This window comes from Photobacterium andalusiense (genome assembly GCF_900185625.1).
GTDB lineage: Bacteria > Pseudomonadota > Gammaproteobacteria > Enterobacterales > Vibrionaceae > Photobacterium > Photobacterium aquimaris.
In genome coordinates this window covers 227,011-246,987 of the sequence record NZ_FYAJ01000003.1, presented here as the reverse complement: position 1 = coordinate 246,987, position 19,977 = coordinate 227,011, and the positions used below count along the sequence as shown (strand labels likewise).

10 protein-coding genes are annotated in these 19,977 nt (G+C 39.5%); 6 read left to right on the top strand and 4 right to left on the bottom strand.

Going from position 1 to position 19,977, the window contains the following annotated elements; genetic code table 11:
- Nucleotides 1-174: 174 nt before the first annotated feature.
- The gene (locus PAND9192_RS10205; protein ID WP_087853847.1) at nt 175-2,850 is read right to left on the bottom strand and encodes a molybdopterin-dependent oxidoreductase; all 2,676 of its coding nucleotides are present in this window, start codon (nt 2,848-2,850) and stop codon (nt 175-177) included.
- A 374-nt stretch (nt 2,851-3,224) separates the two neighbouring features.
- The gene (locus PAND9192_RS10200) at nt 3,225-6,125 is read right to left on the bottom strand and encodes a GH92 family glycosyl hydrolase (protein ID WP_087853717.1); all 2,901 of its coding nucleotides are present in this window, start codon (nt 6,123-6,125) and stop codon (nt 3,225-3,227) included.
- A gap of 833 nt (nt 6,126-6,958) precedes the next feature.
- Between PAND9192_RS10200 and PAND9192_RS10195 the strand changes: the two genes are divergently transcribed.
- Together PAND9192_RS10195 and ptsP are read left to right on the top strand one after the other, a co-directional pair.
- The gene (locus PAND9192_RS10195; RefSeq protein WP_060996858.1) at nt 6,959-7,276 is read left to right on the top strand and encodes a PTS fructose transporter subunit IIB; all 318 of its coding nucleotides are present in this window, start codon (nt 6,959-6,961) and stop codon (nt 7,274-7,276) included.
- A gap of 28 nt (nt 7,277-7,304) precedes the next feature.
- A complete protein-coding gene (gene ptsP, locus PAND9192_RS10190) occupies nt 7,305-9,800 on the top strand; it encodes a phosphoenolpyruvate--protein phosphotransferase (RefSeq protein ID WP_087853716.1) in 2,496 nt (831 codons plus the stop codon).
- 81 nt (nt 9,801-9,881) lie between these two features.
- Here ptsP and PAND9192_RS10185 read toward each other — a convergent pair whose 3' ends face one another.
- Nucleotides 9,882-14,258: a M36 family metallopeptidase gene (locus PAND9192_RS10185; protein WP_087853715.1), complete on the bottom strand. Its 4,377-nt coding sequence runs from the start codon at nt 14,256-14,258 to the stop codon at nt 9,882-9,884.
- 301 nt (nt 14,259-14,559) lie between these two features.
- Between PAND9192_RS10185 and PAND9192_RS20815 the strand changes: the two genes are divergently transcribed.
- The 3 genes from PAND9192_RS20815 to PAND9192_RS10175 are packed head-to-tail and all read left to right on the top strand — an operon-like array spanning nt 14,560 to nt 17,131.
- Nucleotides 14,560-14,712, top strand: coding sequence for a hypothetical protein (locus tag PAND9192_RS20815; protein WP_200815502.1), 153 nt, complete (start codon nt 14,560-14,562; stop codon nt 14,710-14,712).
- On the top strand, nt 14,709-15,659 hold the full coding sequence (locus PAND9192_RS10180) for a DMT family transporter (RefSeq protein WP_087853714.1): 951 nt from the start codon (nt 14,709-14,711) through the stop codon (nt 15,657-15,659). The genes PAND9192_RS20815 and PAND9192_RS10180 overlap by 4 nt, the downstream gene beginning before the upstream one ends.
- A gap of 11 nt (nt 15,660-15,670) precedes the next feature.
- On the top strand, nt 15,671-17,131 hold the full coding sequence (locus PAND9192_RS10175) for a sodium:solute symporter family protein (protein WP_087853713.1): 1,461 nt from the start codon (nt 15,671-15,673) through the stop codon (nt 17,129-17,131).
- A gap of 75 nt (nt 17,132-17,206) precedes the next feature.
- Here PAND9192_RS10175 and PAND9192_RS10170 read toward each other — a convergent pair whose 3' ends face one another.
- On the bottom strand, nt 17,207-18,112 hold the full coding sequence (locus PAND9192_RS10170; protein WP_087853712.1) for an AraC family transcriptional regulator: 906 nt from the start codon (nt 18,110-18,112) through the stop codon (nt 17,207-17,209).
- Between the two features lie 470 nt (nt 18,113-18,582).
- On the opposite strand from PAND9192_RS10170, the gene PAND9192_RS10165 reads away from it, so the two are divergent.
- Nucleotides 18,583-19,815: a serine/threonine protein kinase gene (locus tag PAND9192_RS10165; RefSeq protein WP_087853711.1), complete on the top strand. Its 1,233-nt coding sequence runs from the start codon at nt 18,583-18,585 to the stop codon at nt 19,813-19,815.
- Nucleotides 19,816-19,977: the final 162 nt, after the last annotated feature.

The window sequence follows — 19,977 nt, the reverse complement described above, 5'->3', positions numbered from 1 at the left end:
TTATTATATTTAGATATTTTGACTCAATCTCACAATTTATTATTTATTAGACTGTTTAATTAATTCGACTATTTCTAAATAAAAAATCCCACAACAAAAGTCATGGGATTTATATTAACTATATATAAGCTTTTTAAGTCACTTCACACCAAAATATAATAACAGATAACATTACTATGCTTTTGCTGCGTGCTTATCTAAATATTCTAAAACAAGTTTACGATCAGCGGCACTTAACCCTGCTCGAGGGAACATACTTTGGGTGATCCCTGCCCATTGAGCACGCGTATGTGCTGCTGGGTTCGGTGCTGCGTGACACATAGTACAACTAGCATAGAAAATTTCTTGGCCACGGCTAATCTTCGGTGCTGCTTTACCCGCATTAGCTTTATGCAATAAGGCAATACGACCATCAATGTTCAAATCAACCATTGGTAAAATAGAACCATCATTAGGCCCTGTAGGTTGCTCTATCATTGGCGGCTCATAAGCTTTATTAGGTGAGCATGGATTAGTACATTTTTTATAATACGCCAAACAGGTATTCGCACTGGTACCTTGGCTTAGTCCACCACATGATTGATCTGATGTCAGAATATTAATCTGGCCACTATTACAACGGCCTAATTTATCTAACTGTAACCATGCGCCTTCATGGAGACAAGCAACGCCACGGCGAACTTCTTTTGATAATTTAGCACCACAAAGTAGCGCACCACGTTCATTATGTAACTCGACAAGATCGCCATCAACAATACCTTGATCATGCGCATCTTGTTCGTTAATTAACAAATACTGACGACCGTCAACACACTCATAACTATTGGTATCTGCGTTTGCCATTTGTGAGTGTAAGCGCATCCATGGGTGTGGGCTCAGAATATGCAATTGACCTTTTTTAGCATTACCTAAAAATTCAAACGGCTGCATATATGTTGGTACAGGTGGGCAATCATCAAGCTTCATTTTAGCGATAGATTCGCTGTATAACTCAATTTTACCGGATGGCGTATGTAATGGGTATTTCTCTGGATCATCATAAAATGCACCATGACGTTGCCAGTAATCGGCTTTTTCTGGGGTTGGCATTACAGTAACACCATCTTTCCAGAACTCATCAAATGGTTTGATTTTCGCGGCAGTGGATGATTCATATGCTGTTTTCAGCAACGTCATCATATCTTTACCCGTAGTGTATTTATCTTCTACATGGAAGATTTTAGCTAAACGACGGAAAATTTCAAAGTCATCTAAGCTTTCACCATAAGGTTCAATCACTTGCTGCATAGCATAAACTTTATTATTGCTATAAGTGCCACCAGACGTAATATCAATCCGCTCTAATGCACTGGTTGCGGGTAAAACAATATCGGCAAATCGAGCTGACGCACACCACCATGTATCCTGACAAACATAAGTCTCAACTTTATCATTCATTGCTTTAATCAAAGCATTGAGGTTTTGTTGGTGTGAGAACAAGTTATTACCTGAGTTATATACCATAGATATATCAGGGAACTTCAATGTTTGGCCATTATAAGTAAATGACTTACCAGGGTTACGTAGCATTTCAGCTTGCAAAACAACCGGACAACCCGCAGAAACAGGGTTAAAACCTTGACCTAATGTTACAGGTAGTGATGCACCTGATTGTGGCATACCGCCGTTACCATAATGCCAACTAAAACCAAAGCCTTCACCAGCCTTACCAATTTTACCAGCCATAGCGGCAAAGTTAATAATTGACCAGTGGATCATTTCGCCGTGATCAGCACGTTGAACTGCCCAACCAGCAGCAATTTGAGTTTTTTTCGTTTTAAATAGTACTGCTAGCTTTTTAATTTCAGCCGCTGAAATACCAGTGATTTTAGCCGCCCACTCCGGGGTTTTCGCTACGCCATCTTGTTTACCTAATAAGTAATCAAGATATTGTTCATAACCAACGGTATATTTTTTCAAATATTCAAGATCAGCTAATTTTTGATCTTGTAAATGGAAAGCCATCGCATTAAATAGCGCAGTGTCTGTACCTGGAATAATTGATACCCACTCACTGTCTAAATTACGATCTGTCGTGGTTCGTTTAGGGTTAATTGAAATAAACTTAATCCCTTTTTGTTTCCACTTCAGCCAATGGCTTTGCATTTGATGATCAGCTACACGAAACTCAACTCGGTTGGTTTTCCAAGGATCGCTGCCAACTAAAACAAATACCTCGGTGTTTTCTTCAATAACAGGCCACGCTGTTTGAGGTGAATATACTTCCATATCACCGACAATATGCGGCAGAATAACGGTTGAAGCACCTGCTGAATAGTCACCAATAGTGGTACTACAACCACCGATTAAATTAAAGAAACGTCCTTGAACAACAGGTGGGCGTAATAACCCCGTATTTGACCAACCATCATAAGATGAGTCAAAAATACCTTGGTTACCTTTATTTTCAATAGTATGCAAAATAGCACTGGCTGTTAATTGTAATGCCGTATCCCAACTTACTCTAACAAACGGCTCTTTACCGCGTAATTCAGGTTTAGTATCACCACCTAAATTTTCTAAATATGATTTACGTACCATTGGATATTTAATACGTGTTTTATTATAAGTTCGGCTTAATAAGCCTTCTAATAACATTTCAGTTGGCTGTGGATCAAGTTCTTTACGAGGTTGAATACCGACTAATTTACCGTCTTTTACTACACCATAGAAAGGTCCCCAGTGACTTGCACTAGGAATTAAAATTGTATCATCAGCAAATGCAAAGTTTGCGGGGAATAATGTTAAACCATTTGCTGCAATAGCGGTGGCGATAGCAGATTTTAAAAAGTTACGACGAGAAATAGGCATAATATCTCCAATTGCCATTTATATTCTAAGCGCCTTGAAAATAATGATATTCAACGTATTTAACGTAACACTTACTGGTAACAATAAATTACTCATAGCCAGTGGTATTTATTAACAATACATAATCTATCAATATTCTTAATAGCTTTATTTTTCTATTTATACATATAGATATTCTATTAATATTACGCTTTATTTCACTTTAAAATAAATCTTAATATAACAAACACTGATTCTATAAATGACTTCATAAACAATACAATGTTTGATATCGATTATGATTTGAATATAAAAAACACAAAAAAAATCCTACGATAAACACCGTAGGATTTTTAGAATAATAATTACAATTAATGCTTATACTTTCTTATTAGTTATCGCGCACCAGCAGGTAACGAATCAGCATGTAAGAACTCACCAATACCAGTATCTGGTGGCATTGACTCTGCTGCCGCTCCCCACAGTTTATTTGGCGTATCACCCATTGTGAATACCAAATCACCACCGTACATGATCTCATCATGGGTTAAGTAAGTGCGGTTAAACGCTTTACCATTAAAGGTCGCATTTTGAATGAAGATATTGTCGCGACTGACGTTCTTTGCAGTAACGTTAAACGATTGCCCATTACCGACATCAATCGAGGCTGTTTCAAACATTGGCGTGCCAATCTCATAGATACTGCCCGCATTCACTGGGTAGAAACCAAGAGCACGGAACACAAACCATGAAGAAAGGGTACCAAAGTCATCATTACCACAAATACCATCAGCGGTGTTGTCGTAACAAACGTTAGTTGATGCTGCTATCGCTGCTTGAGTCTTCCATGGTTGACCAACATAATTATATAAATACGGTACATGAAGATCGGGTTCGTTACCTTGAACATGTTGACCAACGTTACCGGTGTTAAACACTGGGAATTGGTTATCACCTGCATTACGATCAGGGTAAGTTGACCAGTATTCATCTAAACGCGCAGCAAATAATGCCCCATCTTTAGCGTCTGGGTTAGATTTAAGATCAACTTGGGTCATCAGATCTTTTAGACCATGCATATCGTGTTGCACGCTAAAGAAGTATTGCCAACCATTTGACTCTGAGAACGCCCAGTTAAACATATCAGGACGCCAGTTTTTACCTGCCGTACCACCAGTTTTCGGATCAGTCCAATTCTTATCAATGAATTTGCCATCATAATCACGAGCTTTAAACCAGCCTTTCCACGGTGTATTAGGCTCACCACCAAAATCGAACTGCGCTTGCCAGTTATTAGAACGGTCAGCAAATTCAGTGTAACGCGGATCATCTTCACCAAATACTAGTGCAATTGATTTGGCGATCATCCAATCATTCATTGAATATTCAAGTGAGTATGAGGCTGTCCATGAGTCTTTAAATGGTGAGTGCTTACCATATGCATCAGCCTCGACATCATGAAGTTGTGCTGGCACCCAACCATTTTTCTCATACTCTTTGATCCACGAAACAGCTGAGCCACTACGAGCATCGGTTACCATCGCATTGATCAAACGCGCTTTAATGTCATCTTGCTCTAATTGACTAAAGCCAAGCTCAGTCATACGCGCATCAAGAATGCCTTTTTCCAGTACATCATAAATAACCGGAGTTGAGTGCATCCCCATCATCATGCCAGTTTCGTTACCTTTAAATGTCCATTCAGGTAGACGACCTTTGCGTGGTTGAGCGGCATTACCAGCTGCATCTAAAGGTGTAAATTCTTCTTCTGCATACGACAACATCGATAACACCACATCAGCTAATGAATTTGGCGTCAAAATAGAAGCGAGTGGTTGCACGTTACGGTATGTATCCCAAAGAGAGAAAGTATCATAACGAGTAAAGTCGGCCTTGCCATCGTTGTTAGCATCAGCTAAACGAATATCATCCACTAATGGCGCTTCTTTACCCCACGATGGGCGACCATTTGGATAAGCATTACGACCTTGGAAAGCACGGTAATATTTACCGTCAAGATCTGAGTGAGTGGTTTGACCTAAGAATGCATGGTACATCGCAGTATAGAAAGTTTGCTTATAAGCTTCATCACCTTCAACTTTGACTTTACCTAATAACGTTTCCCACTCATTAGTGGCATCTAAACGTACTTGATCAAAGTTTTTATTTGCCACTTCAGTCAAGTTTAAAAATGCACCGCTTAATGGCGCTTTATTGGTGCCATCGTTACCAATTGCGGTACTTGATAGAGCTAACTTTGCTTCAACGGTTAAGCCTTGTTTTTCGGTATCAAATTCAACATAAGCGCGCGCATATTGATATTTACCAAACACATCACGATCATTAACTATATCATAGGTTTGAGAGCCATTAATTGAGCCTATTTCAGTAAAATCAGCCGGCGCATTAACGTATTGTTTAGTTTCTTTGTCGTAATAAGCAAAACGAACATTTTTAATCGGTTGATCAAACTCCATCACAAAATATTCTTTCTGAGATGCAGCCCAACCATCAGATAAGCGATGACCAATCAAACGGTTATTTTCTTTATCCCAACGGATAAACGAGTCTGAAGTGTAATCCCAGTTAAGTTTAAAACCGGTGTTAACAATGATTTCTGATTGTTGATCACGCGGGAACGTATAACGATGGACACCAACACGATCGGAAGCGGTTAGCTCGGCAGTAATATCATAATCTAGTAAATCAACTTTGTAATAACCCGCCGTTGCTTGTTCATCTTGATGTTTAAAATGCGAGGCTTCTAGATTAAGCGTGGCAGAGCCTTCGTTGATCATAAAATCAGAACGTGAGTTAATCGGCATCACCAAAATATCATTGAGATCGCCCGCACCCGCCCCTGAAAGGTGAGTATGAGAGAAACCACTGGTACGGGCATCATGGTAATAATAACCTGAGATATATTCCCAACCGTTAGAGCCATTATTAGGTGATAATTGCACCATCCCATTTGGTGTTGTGGCACCTGGGTAAGTATTGCCTAAATTACCAGTGCCAATAAAAGGGTTAACATAACGGGTAACATCCATGCCTTCTAAGTCAACAGGAACATGGACACCCATATCGATCACTGGCTTTTCTGTGCTAGGTTTATCATCACAATCTTCATCACCCGTTGGTGGACAAACAGGCTTATCCCCTTCATCAACCGGCGGTAAGGTATCGCCACTATTAGGATGAGTAACAGTAATATTATTGGTTTCGTCATCACAGCCTGTTAGACCAAATGTGCCAGCAATAACGGCCATTGCAAGTAGAGTACGTTTGAATTTCATTTCAAATCCTTTTGTTATCGATTTAATTGATGTTCACAGTCAGAGTTATCATTCATGACCACGAACATAATTTGATCGTTATTCTTAAATGATATTCTGTATCGTTATTGGCGAGCATTATTAAGAATAAATATTGATGGTGATATAGGATTAATTACGCATTCACTGCATATTTGTAGCGGTTATAAATAGCTGGAACGAAGCTCCCATTGCTATATAGCAATATTTTGACTCAATATCACAGTTTATAATTATAAAATTATTGGTAACCATAAAGTTGAGTATTTAATTAAATAACAACAATAACGATAGTTTAATTATTAACTTTAAGCTGCGTGATATCACATAAAAAATTATTAGATAGCATAGTGCTATTAAAATGATATTTATCCAGTTTCTATTTTTAAAAAATGGGTAATAATAAAATTACAGCTTAAATAGATATAATCATTATATTATTAAAATACCTTTAGCAGCATGCAGTCCCCCGCTCATGCTGCCTTTTTATTTATCCCTTATTCGCGTTTATATACGCCTTAGTATTACTCCCTCTTGTTTTCAAGCTAATTACTACCGTTTTACATACAAACTACTCAATAACTACTCACAATATAGCCATTTGAATACTACCCCTTCCTCACTCACTACGCACAAAAATGCTAGTAGGTTATGTCGCTACCAGCTTAAAAAGCAATGAGATCCTTATCACGGTTGGTTATTACGGTTACAAATGTCCTATAAAAGCGTCGTTTCTCTTCTATCTTGCTGACGATGAAGTGCTTATATTGAGCCCATTGCCCAAGCATTCAATTATTTAACAGCAGGAGAAACACATGAGAATTGTCGCGATCACCGCATGTCCAACAGGAATTGCACACACCTATATGGCTGCCGACAAACTCACTGAGACAGCAAAAAAACTTGGAATCACAATAAAAGTCGAAACCCAAGGAGCAATGGGAATTGAAAATCGCCTCACTGAACAGGATGTTGAGCGCGCTGATATTGTTATTCTCGCCGCCGACATTAATGTTGAGCAAAGCGATCGTTTTAATAAACACCGCTGTCTAGAAGTTTCTATTCAAGATGCATTACAGCATCCACGACGCATTTTTTCTCAATGTCAGCAACTGTTGTTAACTCACCAATAATATTAAATAAATTTAAGGCGTTTTATTTATGAATCATCAATTTTCGTTTCAATGTGTATTACCCAATGGCATTCACGCTCGTCCAGCTAACCATTTAGAACAACAGTGCCGCCAATTTGAATGTCAAATTACACTCACTAATCACCGCACTAATAATTCAGGTGATGCAAAAAGTGTTTTAGCCTTAGTGGGCACCGATACGCTATTAAATGATAATTGTACAATAAGCTTTGAAGGCACAGACAGTGAACAAGCATGTCAGACACTTCAGACTTACATTGAGCAACAATTTCCTCATTGTGATGAAGCATTAGAGACCTTAGCTGATGATAGCGAAATCGTATTACCGCAATCATTGTTACGCCACCAGCCACATTTGATCACAGGTAAACGTCTTGCTCCTGGTATTGGTTGTGGTGTTTTAGTTGCGATGAGTCAAGTCGATCCACAGCAGTTTGCAACAGCAATACACGATAACAATGAAGCACAACGTTTTGAGCAAGCACTCGCGCAAGTTAGTACTCACTTAAATCACATCATTGCTACGGGATCACACCACGAGCAAGAAATCACCAGCGCCCATTTAGCGATTATTAATGACTCAAGCTTTATTGATGGCGTAACAACACTACTAGCAACCCACTCGACGGCTAATGCTATTTTGGCTGTGATGGAAAAACTGTGTCATCAACTTGAGCAGTCTGCAAGCAGTTACTTACGTGAACGCGTACTGGATATCAAAGATGTATCGATCCAATTATTAACCGCAGCTTACCCAACAGTAGTTGATAACCAAGCAGAGTTTTCACTTCAGCAACCAAGTATTGTGATCGCCAACGATTTAACCCCAAGTCAGTTTTTAGGGCTTGATAAAGCGTTATTACAAGGCTTGGTATTAACCCATGCTGGCAGCACTTCACACACCGTGATTTTGGCGCGTGCGTTTAATATTCCAACCCTATCAGGGATTGAAATTAAAGACTGTGCGGCAGCATTAAACCATCATGTTTATGTTGATGCTCAGTTAGGTGTACTGGCTATCGAGCCTAGCAATGAAGTTAGTGGTTACTTCGATCGTGCCATTACATTAGCGCAGACGCTTAAACAACAGCAAAGTTTATATGCTCACCAGCAAGCAACCACAGCTGATGGTCACACGATTGAAGTCGCCGCCAATATTGCTTGTTCAGTCGAAGCGGATAATGCATTTGCACAAGGGGCTGAAGGAATTGGCTTATTCCGCACTGAAATGCTGTTTATGGATCGTCACCAAGCACCCGATGAAGAAGAGCAATTTAATCATTACCGTGAAGTATTAGCTGCTGCCAATGATAAGCCGGTCATCATTCGTACCATGGATATCGGTGGTGATAAGCCGATTGATTACCTTGCCCTACCCCATGAAAATAACCCGTTCTTAGGTTACCGTGCAGTGCGTATTTACCCACAGTTCTTAGCACTGTTCCATACTCAATTAACGGCTATTTTACGTGCCTCTGTGCATGGTAAAGCAAAAATCATGATTCCAATGATTCAAAGTATTGAAGAAATTCGTTGGGTTAAGCAACAATTAGAACTCGTTAAACAGCAATTAACAGCTCAAAACATCGCTTTTGATGCTGATATTCAACTCGGTATCATGGTTGAAATTCCATCTGTGGCATTTATTGTCGATTTATTCTGTAAGGAAGTGGATTTCTTTAGTATCGGCTCCAACGATATGACCCAATATTTATTAGCAGTTGATCGTGATAACGCTAGTGTATCAAAACTGTATAACAGCTTAGCGCCTGCTTTCTTACGCTTATTAAAGCAAGTCGTTACGACTGCACATGCCCATGGTAAATGGGTTGGTTTATGTGGTGAACTTGGTGCAGACAGTAAAGTATTACCCTTACTTGTTGGCGCAGGCCTTAACGAAATAAGTATGAGCGCCCCAAAGATTGCCGCCACTAAAGCACAGTTAACTGAAATCAACTTCGCTGATAGCCAAACACTATTTTCACAGGCGTGTGAGTGCGCCACTATTGAAGAAGTCGAGGCATTACTTGAACAACGTCATGCTCAAGCCCAAGTTAAGCCAATATTAGTTAAACAATGTGTATTTAAAGGCGCAGACTTTGCAAACAAAGAACAAGTGATCCAAGCGCTAGTGGGTAACTTAGGTATTCAAGGCCGTACTGATGACGCCTATAAGTTAGAAGAAGATGTATGGGCGCGAGAAGCGGTATTCTCAACCGGTTTAGGACATGGATTTGCGATTCCACACACTAAATCTGACCATATTCGTCATTCAAGTATCAGTATTGCTCACCTTGATAAGCCTGTCGATTGGATGTCTGACTCTGGCGAAGTTGATTTCGTTATCATGCTAACCCTAAATAAAGACCAAGGTGATCAACACATGCGTATCTTTGCAGGTCTTGCCCGCAAACTTATTCATGAAAGTTTCCGTGATAGCTTACGTCAAGCGGAATCACCAGAGGCAATTATTGCCATTATTACCGAACAAATTGGTTTATAAGCCTCAAGCCAGATAAAAACAGCCCCGCCATTGCCATTAAACAGCAATTGCGGGGCTTGATTATTTTACGCTACCAACAAATTACTGGCGTAACATATCAAGTGGGAAATTATCAACAATATCAGGTTGCTGATCATTATCATCATCAAGATCTTGAATATCAGGTACGGTGTCGTTATCACTATCTGTCAGATGGGTGCGGGTAATTATCTCATACGCAATACCACCATTGGCTTGGTTAGCATTATCATCGAGTTGCATCACATCCAATTGATAAATACCACGCGTATTATCAGTGATTGCCATCGGATCAGCTTTGAAAAGTAATTTAACTTCTCCTTCGTTTAAGCCTTGGTTATTAGGGGTTACAACAGCATTTAGATTACGAATAATATGCGGCAATTGGGTGATCGTTTGCCATTCATCTTGACCCGTAAAGTTAACTAAATTGATCTGTAATTGCCCGCCTTGCTGTAAAAACCGTTGCTGCTCTGCTGTTCCAATCTGAAGAATTATCGGGTTACTATCTTTAGTAATACTACGGGCGATAAAGTTAATTTGTTGGGTTAGATTAGCTAATAAATCAACCACATTCATATTACGCCACGCAATATTATTGTTATAACGGGTATTGTAATTAATATTGCTGGTTTCAGGGTTAGTCATTGGATCTTGTGGGTTTACCAATCGAGCAATTAAGCAGTAATGACCCGTACTTGGTGGCGTCCAGCCGACTGTCGCATTGGTATCAGCACCAACGGCTAAACTACCGATAGTATCTGTCCCCAATAAGGTCCAATCTGCAGGCCATGATAGTCCTGTTGCAGCATGCGCCCAATACACCTCAACCGTGGTATTAAAGGCTGTCGCTGCACCGCGATTTTTAACATTGACATTGATCTCGTTTGGCTGACCATATTCAGGGTTTTGATGGCCGCCTGTACTACCAACAGTGGTACGGTTCCAAATGGCTTTACTGCGCCACATACTTTGCCCAACCATATTTGCGTCAGGCTCATTTCCGGTATCTGGCGCGGTACCGGTGTAATCATAATGGGTATCTTCAACCCAAACATCAGCCGTATCATCACAAGCGGTTGGAATCGCGAAGCCATTGGTAACACTGAGACTATTATTACTGACCGAAACCGCATCAACACCTAAACCAAAATCAGCAAAGGCTTGCCACACTAGACACACATCTTCACCAGCGTAATTATCAATTGCAGCTTGAATGACACCATCGCGTGTATCAATAAAACTCGGTGAACAAATAGTATTTTTTAGTCCTTCAGTAAAATATAACAACGCACGTTGGTTACCACTGCCTCCCATCGCATTATACAAATCACTATCAAAGCCATGTTCATTGACTAATGCCCAATATACTTCCCAACCCGCCTGCGCCCACACCGAGCCAATACCATGAGGCACTGACATGCCAGATGTAATACTCTCATAGGTATAATTATTAATCGCAGGATCGGTACTGTATTGTTGCGGGCGAATACCTGCACCTGTTATTGGTTGTCCAAGTACATAGGTTCCCATTCCGCGAGGATCTGCTCCAGTCATACCAGCAGGATGGGTTAACATAATGGCGTATAAATCACTGATCCCTTCAGATGGGCGTTGGTAGTTACTCAAGCAGTTAACATTGGTTGGGCCGCCGACTAAACGATTAGAAATACCATGAGCATATTCATGAACTATGATTGCGCCATCATAATCACCATCACGTTCTGGCGTAGTTAAGTTCCATAAGTACATTTGCATTCGAGGTCGACTACCATCGGCAGGAGTATAGAAATTGGCATTGTTATAGCCGCCGCCATCTTGTGCTTCCGCACGTACATCATCACCACCAAGCCCAGCACCACCGTATTGATTCACCTGAAAATTACCCGATGCCTGATCAAAACCATATAAATAAGTAATGTCATGGATAATATTGTTCCAGTAAAACAAATTCGCTGTCGCAGCATAGCTACTATCTGCTGGTGATAAAGTTAAATCCAATGGAAATAAACAATTTAGTCCTGCGCCACAATCAGGCTCTGTACCTGTCGGTGATCCACTGTTATTTGAATCATTATAAGCATGGACGTTATTACCGCGCATAATGGTATATTCAGCACCAATGCTGGCATCAAGATCATGCCATTTCCACGGTGAACCTGGGCTAGCCGCTGGGTTGCTGATCACTTGACGAGTATTTAATGGCGTAGCATGATTTGGCGATTCAACCGGAATAGGAAACGCTTCATAGCTATCACTATCTACTTGATCAAAGAATGCCAGTACATCACCATTTTGAGCATCCACCAGCATTTGGTAGACATGGCGTTGGTCGTGGGTAAATAGAATAAAACTCCATGCTAGGCGTAGTTGATCACCTTTGACTGGAAAATATACCAGTGTGGCATCGATCGGCTCTTTAGAGGCGGTTGTTGCCGTTAGCGTGGTTTTTTGATCGTCACGACTAAGATCTTCGCTGTCGATCTTTGGTTGATGAATCAGGTTGATCCCGACTTTTCTAGCACCATTAATGATCGCTTGTTGCACCGACACCGCAGGAGCGGCTTTATTAACGATGACTTGATCAACGGCGGGTGAAAAACCATTGTTAACACTTAAAATACGTCCATCACGATTAACATTTACCTGTAATAAGGCATTAAAAATATCGCGTCCATGACGTTGCTGTTGAAAGTAATAGCGTTGTGAACCCGTCGCTTGTGTTTGACGAACTTGCTGACTGACATTAGCCAAATCGGTGTCAGATAACCGTAATAAGCCACGTTGTTGATTAAGAAACTCCATTACTACTGTTGCTGTTGATTTTGTCGGATCAGCTTCGGTTAAATAACCGGTTTGATTATAGATAACCCGCGCGACACCGGTTTTTTTATCAAAATCGACATTCAACGTCGGTAATCGCTGCGTCAATGTTGTTTGTGCATTTACCTGTGTGGTGGTGGGAGTAATATTGACATTAGCCGTTGCAGCGACTCGCATATCATAATTAGCTGTTTCAAGATGATCGGTTGTATCTTGGCGTTGTGATAAATATAAATCGACGTTATTAATGCTTAATGGTGCCGCTGTCACAGCTTTTTGAGCCATAAATCCAATTGCTTGCGCTTTAATATCGTGCGCCCCGACACTGGCTGTAAACACTAATGCTCCATCGGTGGTAAAGGCATCTTCGCCTGTTACACCAATCGGCGTTGATGCATCATCAATATAAACTTCTGCACCTTTGATCGGGTTGCCATTAGCGTCATAGACATTCACTACAAATTGCGCATTTAATGCCGTGACTACTTCAACCTCAGAATCATTAAATGTCACTTGGCAACCAAGAGTTTTATCTTGTTTGGCTAAAACAAAATTATCTGAGGTACAACTTGCAAAAGCACTCACCGACTGATTACTTTCATCAAAAAATTTAAGGGTTAAATAAAGCGCTTCACTATTTGCGTCTGCAAAACTGATATTCAGTGGTATCGTCGCTTGATAGGCCGTATTTGGGCTAGTGGCTGGCGTCAACGTAATCGCATTATCAAACACAATCATGCTATCAGGGTTGATCACTTTAAGTTGAGTACGTAAATGATTAAGACCATTGACATGATCGACAATATTATTTGGAATCTCGATGGTTAAGTTGGTGCTATCTCCCTGCGCGTCAAAGTTAAACACCGCAATAGCCATTAAAGGAATAATATCGTACTGAATATCTGTCGTTGTTGCGTCAATCACTAATGCTGAATTAGGTAAAGCCAGTTTACCTATATGCTGATTATCATCGTAAAAATTAACCCCAAGATCGTAATTACCAAAAGCAATATTAAAATAAAGATTTGAACGTGAGGTTGCAGGATTAATCGCAAATTTCATCTCTGCGGCATTATCAATCGCAATCCCAACAATAGGGTTATTCAACGCCAATAGATTTAATTGCGTTGCATCGACATTAAAAAATAATTTCGCCATTTCAGGATTAACCGATATTTGAGTATCAATATTACCTAACACTGGCGTTATAACCATATCGATTAACGCATTACCGTTTGAAACTTCTGTTGTCAGTTCCCCATAATAAGCTTGTTGATTATGCTGTATATTAAGCACGAAATGATAATTAGCGGGGGCTAAACCTAACGTGGTTGCAGATGATATTGAAAAACTGTCGACGTCTAAATAGGCTTTCCAATCAAAATCTTCAGTGGTATTTTGATCGAGGTTAGTTACCGTTAATTTTCCCGCAACTAAAATAGGTGCTTGAACGTTTTTAGCTATGGTTTGATTGTTATTATCGAATACTTGAAATGCACTAAATTTAGGAGAGAAATCGACTGTTACAGCATCAACCTTGGCGCTATTATCATTACAACCAATGAGCGAGAATAATACACCCAGTAATATTCCATACCAATAGTGCAATCCTTTCATAATACAACCTTCTATAATTTTAATTTATACCGTCAGCATTACTGACACAATATAAAATTATAGTAATAACCCATCATCGATTACGTCTTATTATAAAGAATGCCTTTACACCTAATAGCAATGAATACTTTTTCACCTTCTCAAAAATGATGCCGATCGCATTCAAAAAGATCTAGCGTTTATTGGTTGTTTTACGGCAGCTTTTAGCTAGTTCATCACCTTAAAATCATCGAATATGACCACCAATGCATAGCGTGTTGCTATCGATTACTCCGGCCTCTTAAAAAATAAGGAAAGAGTAATGCAAACAGGTTATTGGGCAGTTGATGCTTTTATTCTTGCCAATATCATATTGTGGATCACTGTCTGCGGTATTTTTATTTATCAGCAGTATACCCACGGTGGATCATTGGTTAGCCAATCTAAGAGTACCCCTTTAAGGAGTCGAAAATGAACCCTAAAACACTTGGTTATACCACGATGATTGTTTCAGCCACGCTAATGGGATGCGTTGGCTTATTCTCCCGTAATATTAATACCAGCGGTGATGTAATTGCCTTTACACGTATGATCGTTGGCGCTATCTGTATTTTGGCGATCATGTTGTATCAAGGCAAAGCTCAGCAAATAAAAAACGTTAAATTAACCCCAGCAGTCATAACCAGCGGCGTTTGTTTAGGATTATGTTTAGCCGCTTATGTTTCTGCGACCCAATATACGACCTTAGCCAATGCGGTATTTTTAATTTATACCGGCCCTGTTTTTTCGACTATTCTCGCTGCAATTTTCCTAAAAGAAAAAATTTCAGCCTTAACGGCATCGATGTTAACCGCGGTCTTTATTGGGTGTTTATTTATTATCGGTATTATTAGCTACCAGCCTCAAACAGGACTGACATTATCACTGTCATTTTCTAAGCAAAATATGGTGGGAGATATTCTCGGATTAATGTCAGGTATCGGTTATGGCTTGTATTTATTCTTCAGCCGTTATCGGACAGATATAAGCTCTGATTCACGCTCTCTATTTAACTTTTCATTTGGTGCAATTGCAATTGCAATCTGCTTTATGGTTAATCCGCCGTCACTGGCAGCCATGGATAGCACTTCGTGGTTATGGTTAATTTCAATGGGGTTCTTTATTGGCTTTGGCGCGTTATCACTATTAACTATTGCCGCTAAACATTTAAAAGCCGCTGAACTGGCCTGTATTTCTTATTTAGAGACAGTGGTTGGCGCAGGGTTAGGTATTTTAGTCTTCAGTGAATCATTAACCGTCTTACAAGCGATTGGTGGCATATTGGTGATTGGTGGTGGTATGGGAGAAATTGTGATTAATATCATCAAAAAGCGGGCATTAGCTCATAAGCCGCAATCTCACCAACCCCATCCGCAACCATAAGGTGACACGGTATGAATACCTCACTCAATTGGGGCTTGCTATTAGTGACTGTTGCTATCATGGTCGGTTTAGCTCTATACAGTAATAAAGTAATGCATAGCAGCAAGGGTGAGGGTGGTTTTTTATTAGCCGCTAATTGTTTAGGTCCCTTTATTGGGGCCTCAACCATCGTTGCCACCGCATTTTCTGGCTGGGGGTTTATGGGATCTCCTGGCGTTGCATATAAATACGGTGTGATTGAACTGTTAGGTAATTTTTTCTTTGCCCCCGCGATGATTTTTGCTGTGCTTTTTTGTGCGCGATTTTTACATCAAAAAGCTCAAACAATGGGAACACTGACGATTGCTGAGTATATTGCTGTCAGCCACGACGGTCCATACCTCATCAAACGTATTACTCAAGCATTCAGTGCGATTATTACCATTGTGTTATTACTTATTTTTCTTGTCGGTCAAATCAAAGCATTAGGGCTATTAGCAGGACAATGGCTCGGTATCAGTCAAACCACTGCCTCATTAATTATGGTGGCAATTATTATTCTTTACACATCTATTGGTGGTCTTGCTGCCGTCGCCTTTACTGATACTTTTATGGTACTCGGCATGTGTTTATCCGCCATTATTATTATGGTGACCATTTTTACTGATTTACCACCACAACAATTAATCGAACAACTCAATGCTATCGATAAAAACCTGTTAGCTCCACAAGACTCTGGCCCTTACGGTACTAGTCGTTGGCATGTATTAATGGTTCTACCCTATGCGTTTATTTATAGTGCAACCCTGCCCTATATGTCAGTACGATTTATGGCATTTGCCAACACCACTAAATTACATCATGTCGCCGCTTATATGACTCCAATGGCGTGCTTATTAAGTTTAGTGCCTATCGTCGGCTGCTATATTCGCGTCAAAGTCCCTACGTTAACCAACCCCGATGATGCGATGCCGGTATTTCTGACCCAATTTTTGTCGCCCTCTTTATCCGCAATTGTTACCTTATTTATATTATTTGCAATGAAATCAACCGCTAACTCAGTGCTACACGCTATTTCAGGTGCAGTATCTCACGATTTACGGCAAGCACTTTGGCCACATTCATCACTGACAGCAAAGCAGCTATTATTGCTAAATCGTGGTGCGGTATTAGGATTAGGTGGAGTTGGATTTATTATTATGCTATTTGCACCGCCGTTTATGTTATCAATGTTGGCCATTTTAGGCTCAGGTACATTAATGGCAGCACTGGTCGCACCAACTTTATTGGCGCATTGGCTACCGAGTAATATTTATGCGGCATTGAGCGCATTAGTGATTGGCTTTTTTAGTGGCTGTTTACTATTTGTGGAGTTTAGTTTGGGCTGGGTTGAAGCACCACTGTACGCATCAATATTAGCATGTTGCAGTTATGCGCTGGTGGCGAAATGTAGCCAATATCAATTCATTGCTCATTATTTACGTTTATCGTAATAACATCATATAAAGAGAAAAGACATCAAGAGCATAATGTTAACGTTATGCTCTTGTTGGTAGTAGTAGCGACGTTTAAGCTTGCCACTGATGAAATTGTTTTTGTAACTGCCCTTGTATTGATTGTGAGTTACCAATATTTTCCCGCAACGCAACATGGTTAGCCCGATAAGCACGAGGGGTTACCTGCAATAATGTTTTAAATTTTTCATTGAAGTTTGATAGCGATGAAAAACCCACTTCAGCACCAATATGAGCAATACTCCAATCAGTTGAGACTAAATACCTTGCCGCTTGTTTCACCCGCTGCTCAATCAAATATTGGCGAAATGTCACCCCGAGATGGGTATGAAAAAACCGTGAAAATGTACTTTCAGCCATATGTAACTGCTGGGCTACAATGGTTACTGTCAGTGGCTCTGCTAAGTTGGTGGCTATATATTGCAACACGTTATCAACACGATTCTCGGTTCTTTTGGTGGTAGAAAATGCAAGCTGGTGGGTTTCTAATATTTGACTCGGTGAGGTTTTTGTTAATTGATCAAGCAACATTAATATATTAAGCAATTGTTTAAAATCAAACGTATTCTCTATGTTATCCATGATCTCAAATAAAGGTTCTAACCACTCACTTTCAAATAATAATCCTTGTTTTGCATGATCTAACATATTTTTTATATTACTAAACTGAATACTATCAATAAATGTTTGACCTAAAGCGTTTAAACGAAAATGCAGTACATCCCCAACACTTACCTTATTATTATCAATACTAACTTTAAAAGGATAAAAAGGTGCTAATAAGACTAATTGTCCTACCACTAATGGTATTTGAGTTGATGATAAGTGTAATATGCAGCCATTCTGTTTAGGGCGTATTAATATATAATCAGCACCAAAGATAAAATGCTTATTTTCAGACAATGGTTGTAAATCAAACATTAAAAATTTAGGTGTATTTGCTATTATCTTCTGATACATAACCGTATTCCCCTTTTTATAGCCTCCATTATTACTACTTTATACTGCAGAGCTAGATACTTTGATTGAAAATGGGCGGTTATTCACTGACACAATATATTCTTTTTTTAAATATGTGAGATTCCATCGAGCTTTATACGTAATAACTGAAATTAACATACTAAGAATGCCATAAATATCATTCTTAGCGATTATTTTTTATTATTAATAATTAAGAGTTGTAATAACCGCTATAAATACCATTCTCAGCATATAATCGACATTTATCAGCAGAACTTCGCTATAAAATGAATTTTAAAAGCGCATTATAAACTCATTGAAGAGCACAACACATAGCCTTCAACAGCAAGAGGCAGCGACATAACACATTGTTAAATAACAATAATAAATATCTGTTATCAAGTATCAATCAGCAATGTGCCAATAAACACTGTTTCAATACAACTATTCGTTCTCATGGAGAATTTGCAATGAGTATTTCTAACGACTTTTATCCAAATGCTTCTTTACCTCTTGAGCGTAAAGAATCCGGTGTGCCGTATGTTAGACCTGGCTTACATGTTGAATCTTATAACGATTTTGATCCTCTTCGCCATGTAATTGTCGGTATTGCTGATAACCAACATATTCCAGAAGCTTGCCCAGCTAGTAATGAAAAAATTCCTGCCGATTCTCCAATGCGTGGTAGTAAAGCAGGCCGTCGTACTCAAGAATCAATTGATCGTGCTAATGAGTGTTTAAATGGTTTTGCTAAAATTCTAGAAAATCGCGGTATTATTGTCGATCGTCCAGGGGCTGTTGATTGGCATGATCGTATCAATACTCCTGACTTTTCAATTAGCTCTGGCTTTGGTTGCATGCCACCTCGTGACTGCTTACTCACCATGGGTAAAAGTATACTTATGGCACCAATGAGCTTCCGTAGTCGTTATTTTGAATATTTGGCATATACCGATCTTCTTCGTGAGTATTTTGAATCAGATCAAAAATGTATGATTGAACAAGCTCCACGTCCACGTTTATCTGACGATAGTTTCCGTATGGATTATGTTGCTGCCTACGAATATTTATCAGACGAAGAAACAATGGCGCGTTCATTAAACAAAGAATACAGCACCAAAGAAACAGATATTCTTTTTGATGCCGCTGATGTGATGCGTTTAGGTAAAGACATTTTTGTACAGCATGGTCTAACTACCAACTTAGCTGGTATTCACTGGATCAAGCGTAAATATGAACCTATGGGTTACCGTATTCACACATTAAGTTTTGCTGATAACCATCCAATTCATATTGATGCAACATTCTGCCCACTACGTCCAGGCTTAATGTTACTTAACCCACATCGGCCGCTATTTGCAGGCCAGCGTGAAATATTTGAAAAGAATGATTGGCAAATTGTTGAAGCGGTTAAACCTGCATGGGATAACCCACCACCACTTTGTTATTCAAGCACATGGTTATCAATGAATACGTTGATCATTGATCATAAAACCGTCTGCGTTGAAGCCAGTGAAAAGGCTCAGATGGAGCAATTTGATAAGTTAGGCTTTAACGTAATTCCAGTAGATTTACGTGATGCTTATGCATTTGGTGGTGGTCTACACTGTGCAACAGCCGATGTATGGCGTGAGGGTACATGTGAAGATTATTTCCCAAATCAGTTTAGTGGTTCACATAATATTGAACATTGGGAATACTAATCAATAAACTGTTTATATTTGCCCTTTAATAACTATTATTAAGGGGCTTTTTTATTACCGTAACTTTTTAATTCAGCATAAAAAAAAGAGCCAACAAGGGCTCAAAAAAATCATATAATACTTTTAAATGTAGAATTATTGTTCTTTTTGTATCCTTACAAA

Bases quoted from the DNA above. Each gene is read 5' to 3' on its own strand.
- PAND9192_RS10170 (WP_087853712.1), bottom strand. From the start codon at position 18,112: ATGTATCAGAAGATAATAGCAAATACACCTAAATTTTTAATGTTTGAT.
- PAND9192_RS10165 (WP_087853711.1), top strand. From the start codon at position 18,583: ATGAGTATTTCTAACGACTTTTATCCAAATGCTTCTTTACCTCTTGAG.
- PAND9192_RS10180 (WP_087853714.1), top strand. From the start codon at position 14,709: ATGAACCCTAAAACACTTGGTTATACCACGATGATTGTTTCAGCCACG.
- PAND9192_RS10200 (WP_087853717.1), bottom strand. From the start codon at position 6,125: ATGAAATTCAAACGTACTCTACTTGCAATGGCCGTTATTGCTGGCACA.
- PAND9192_RS10205 (WP_087853847.1), bottom strand. From the start codon at position 2,850: ATGCCTATTTCTCGTCGTAACTTTTTAAAATCTGCTATCGCCACCGCT.
- PAND9192_RS10185 (WP_087853715.1), bottom strand. From the start codon at position 14,258: ATGAAAGGATTGCACTATTGGTATGGAATATTACTGGGTGTATTATTC.
- PAND9192_RS10195 (WP_060996858.1), top strand. From the start codon at position 6,959: ATGAGAATTGTCGCGATCACCGCATGTCCAACAGGAATTGCACACACC.
- PAND9192_RS10175 (WP_087853713.1), top strand. From the start codon at position 15,671: ATGAATACCTCACTCAATTGGGGCTTGCTATTAGTGACTGTTGCTATC.
- PAND9192_RS20815 (WP_200815502.1), top strand. From the start codon at position 14,560: ATGCAAACAGGTTATTGGGCAGTTGATGCTTTTATTCTTGCCAATATC.
- ptsP (WP_087853716.1), top strand. From the start codon at position 7,305: ATGAATCATCAATTTTCGTTTCAATGTGTATTACCCAATGGCATTCAC.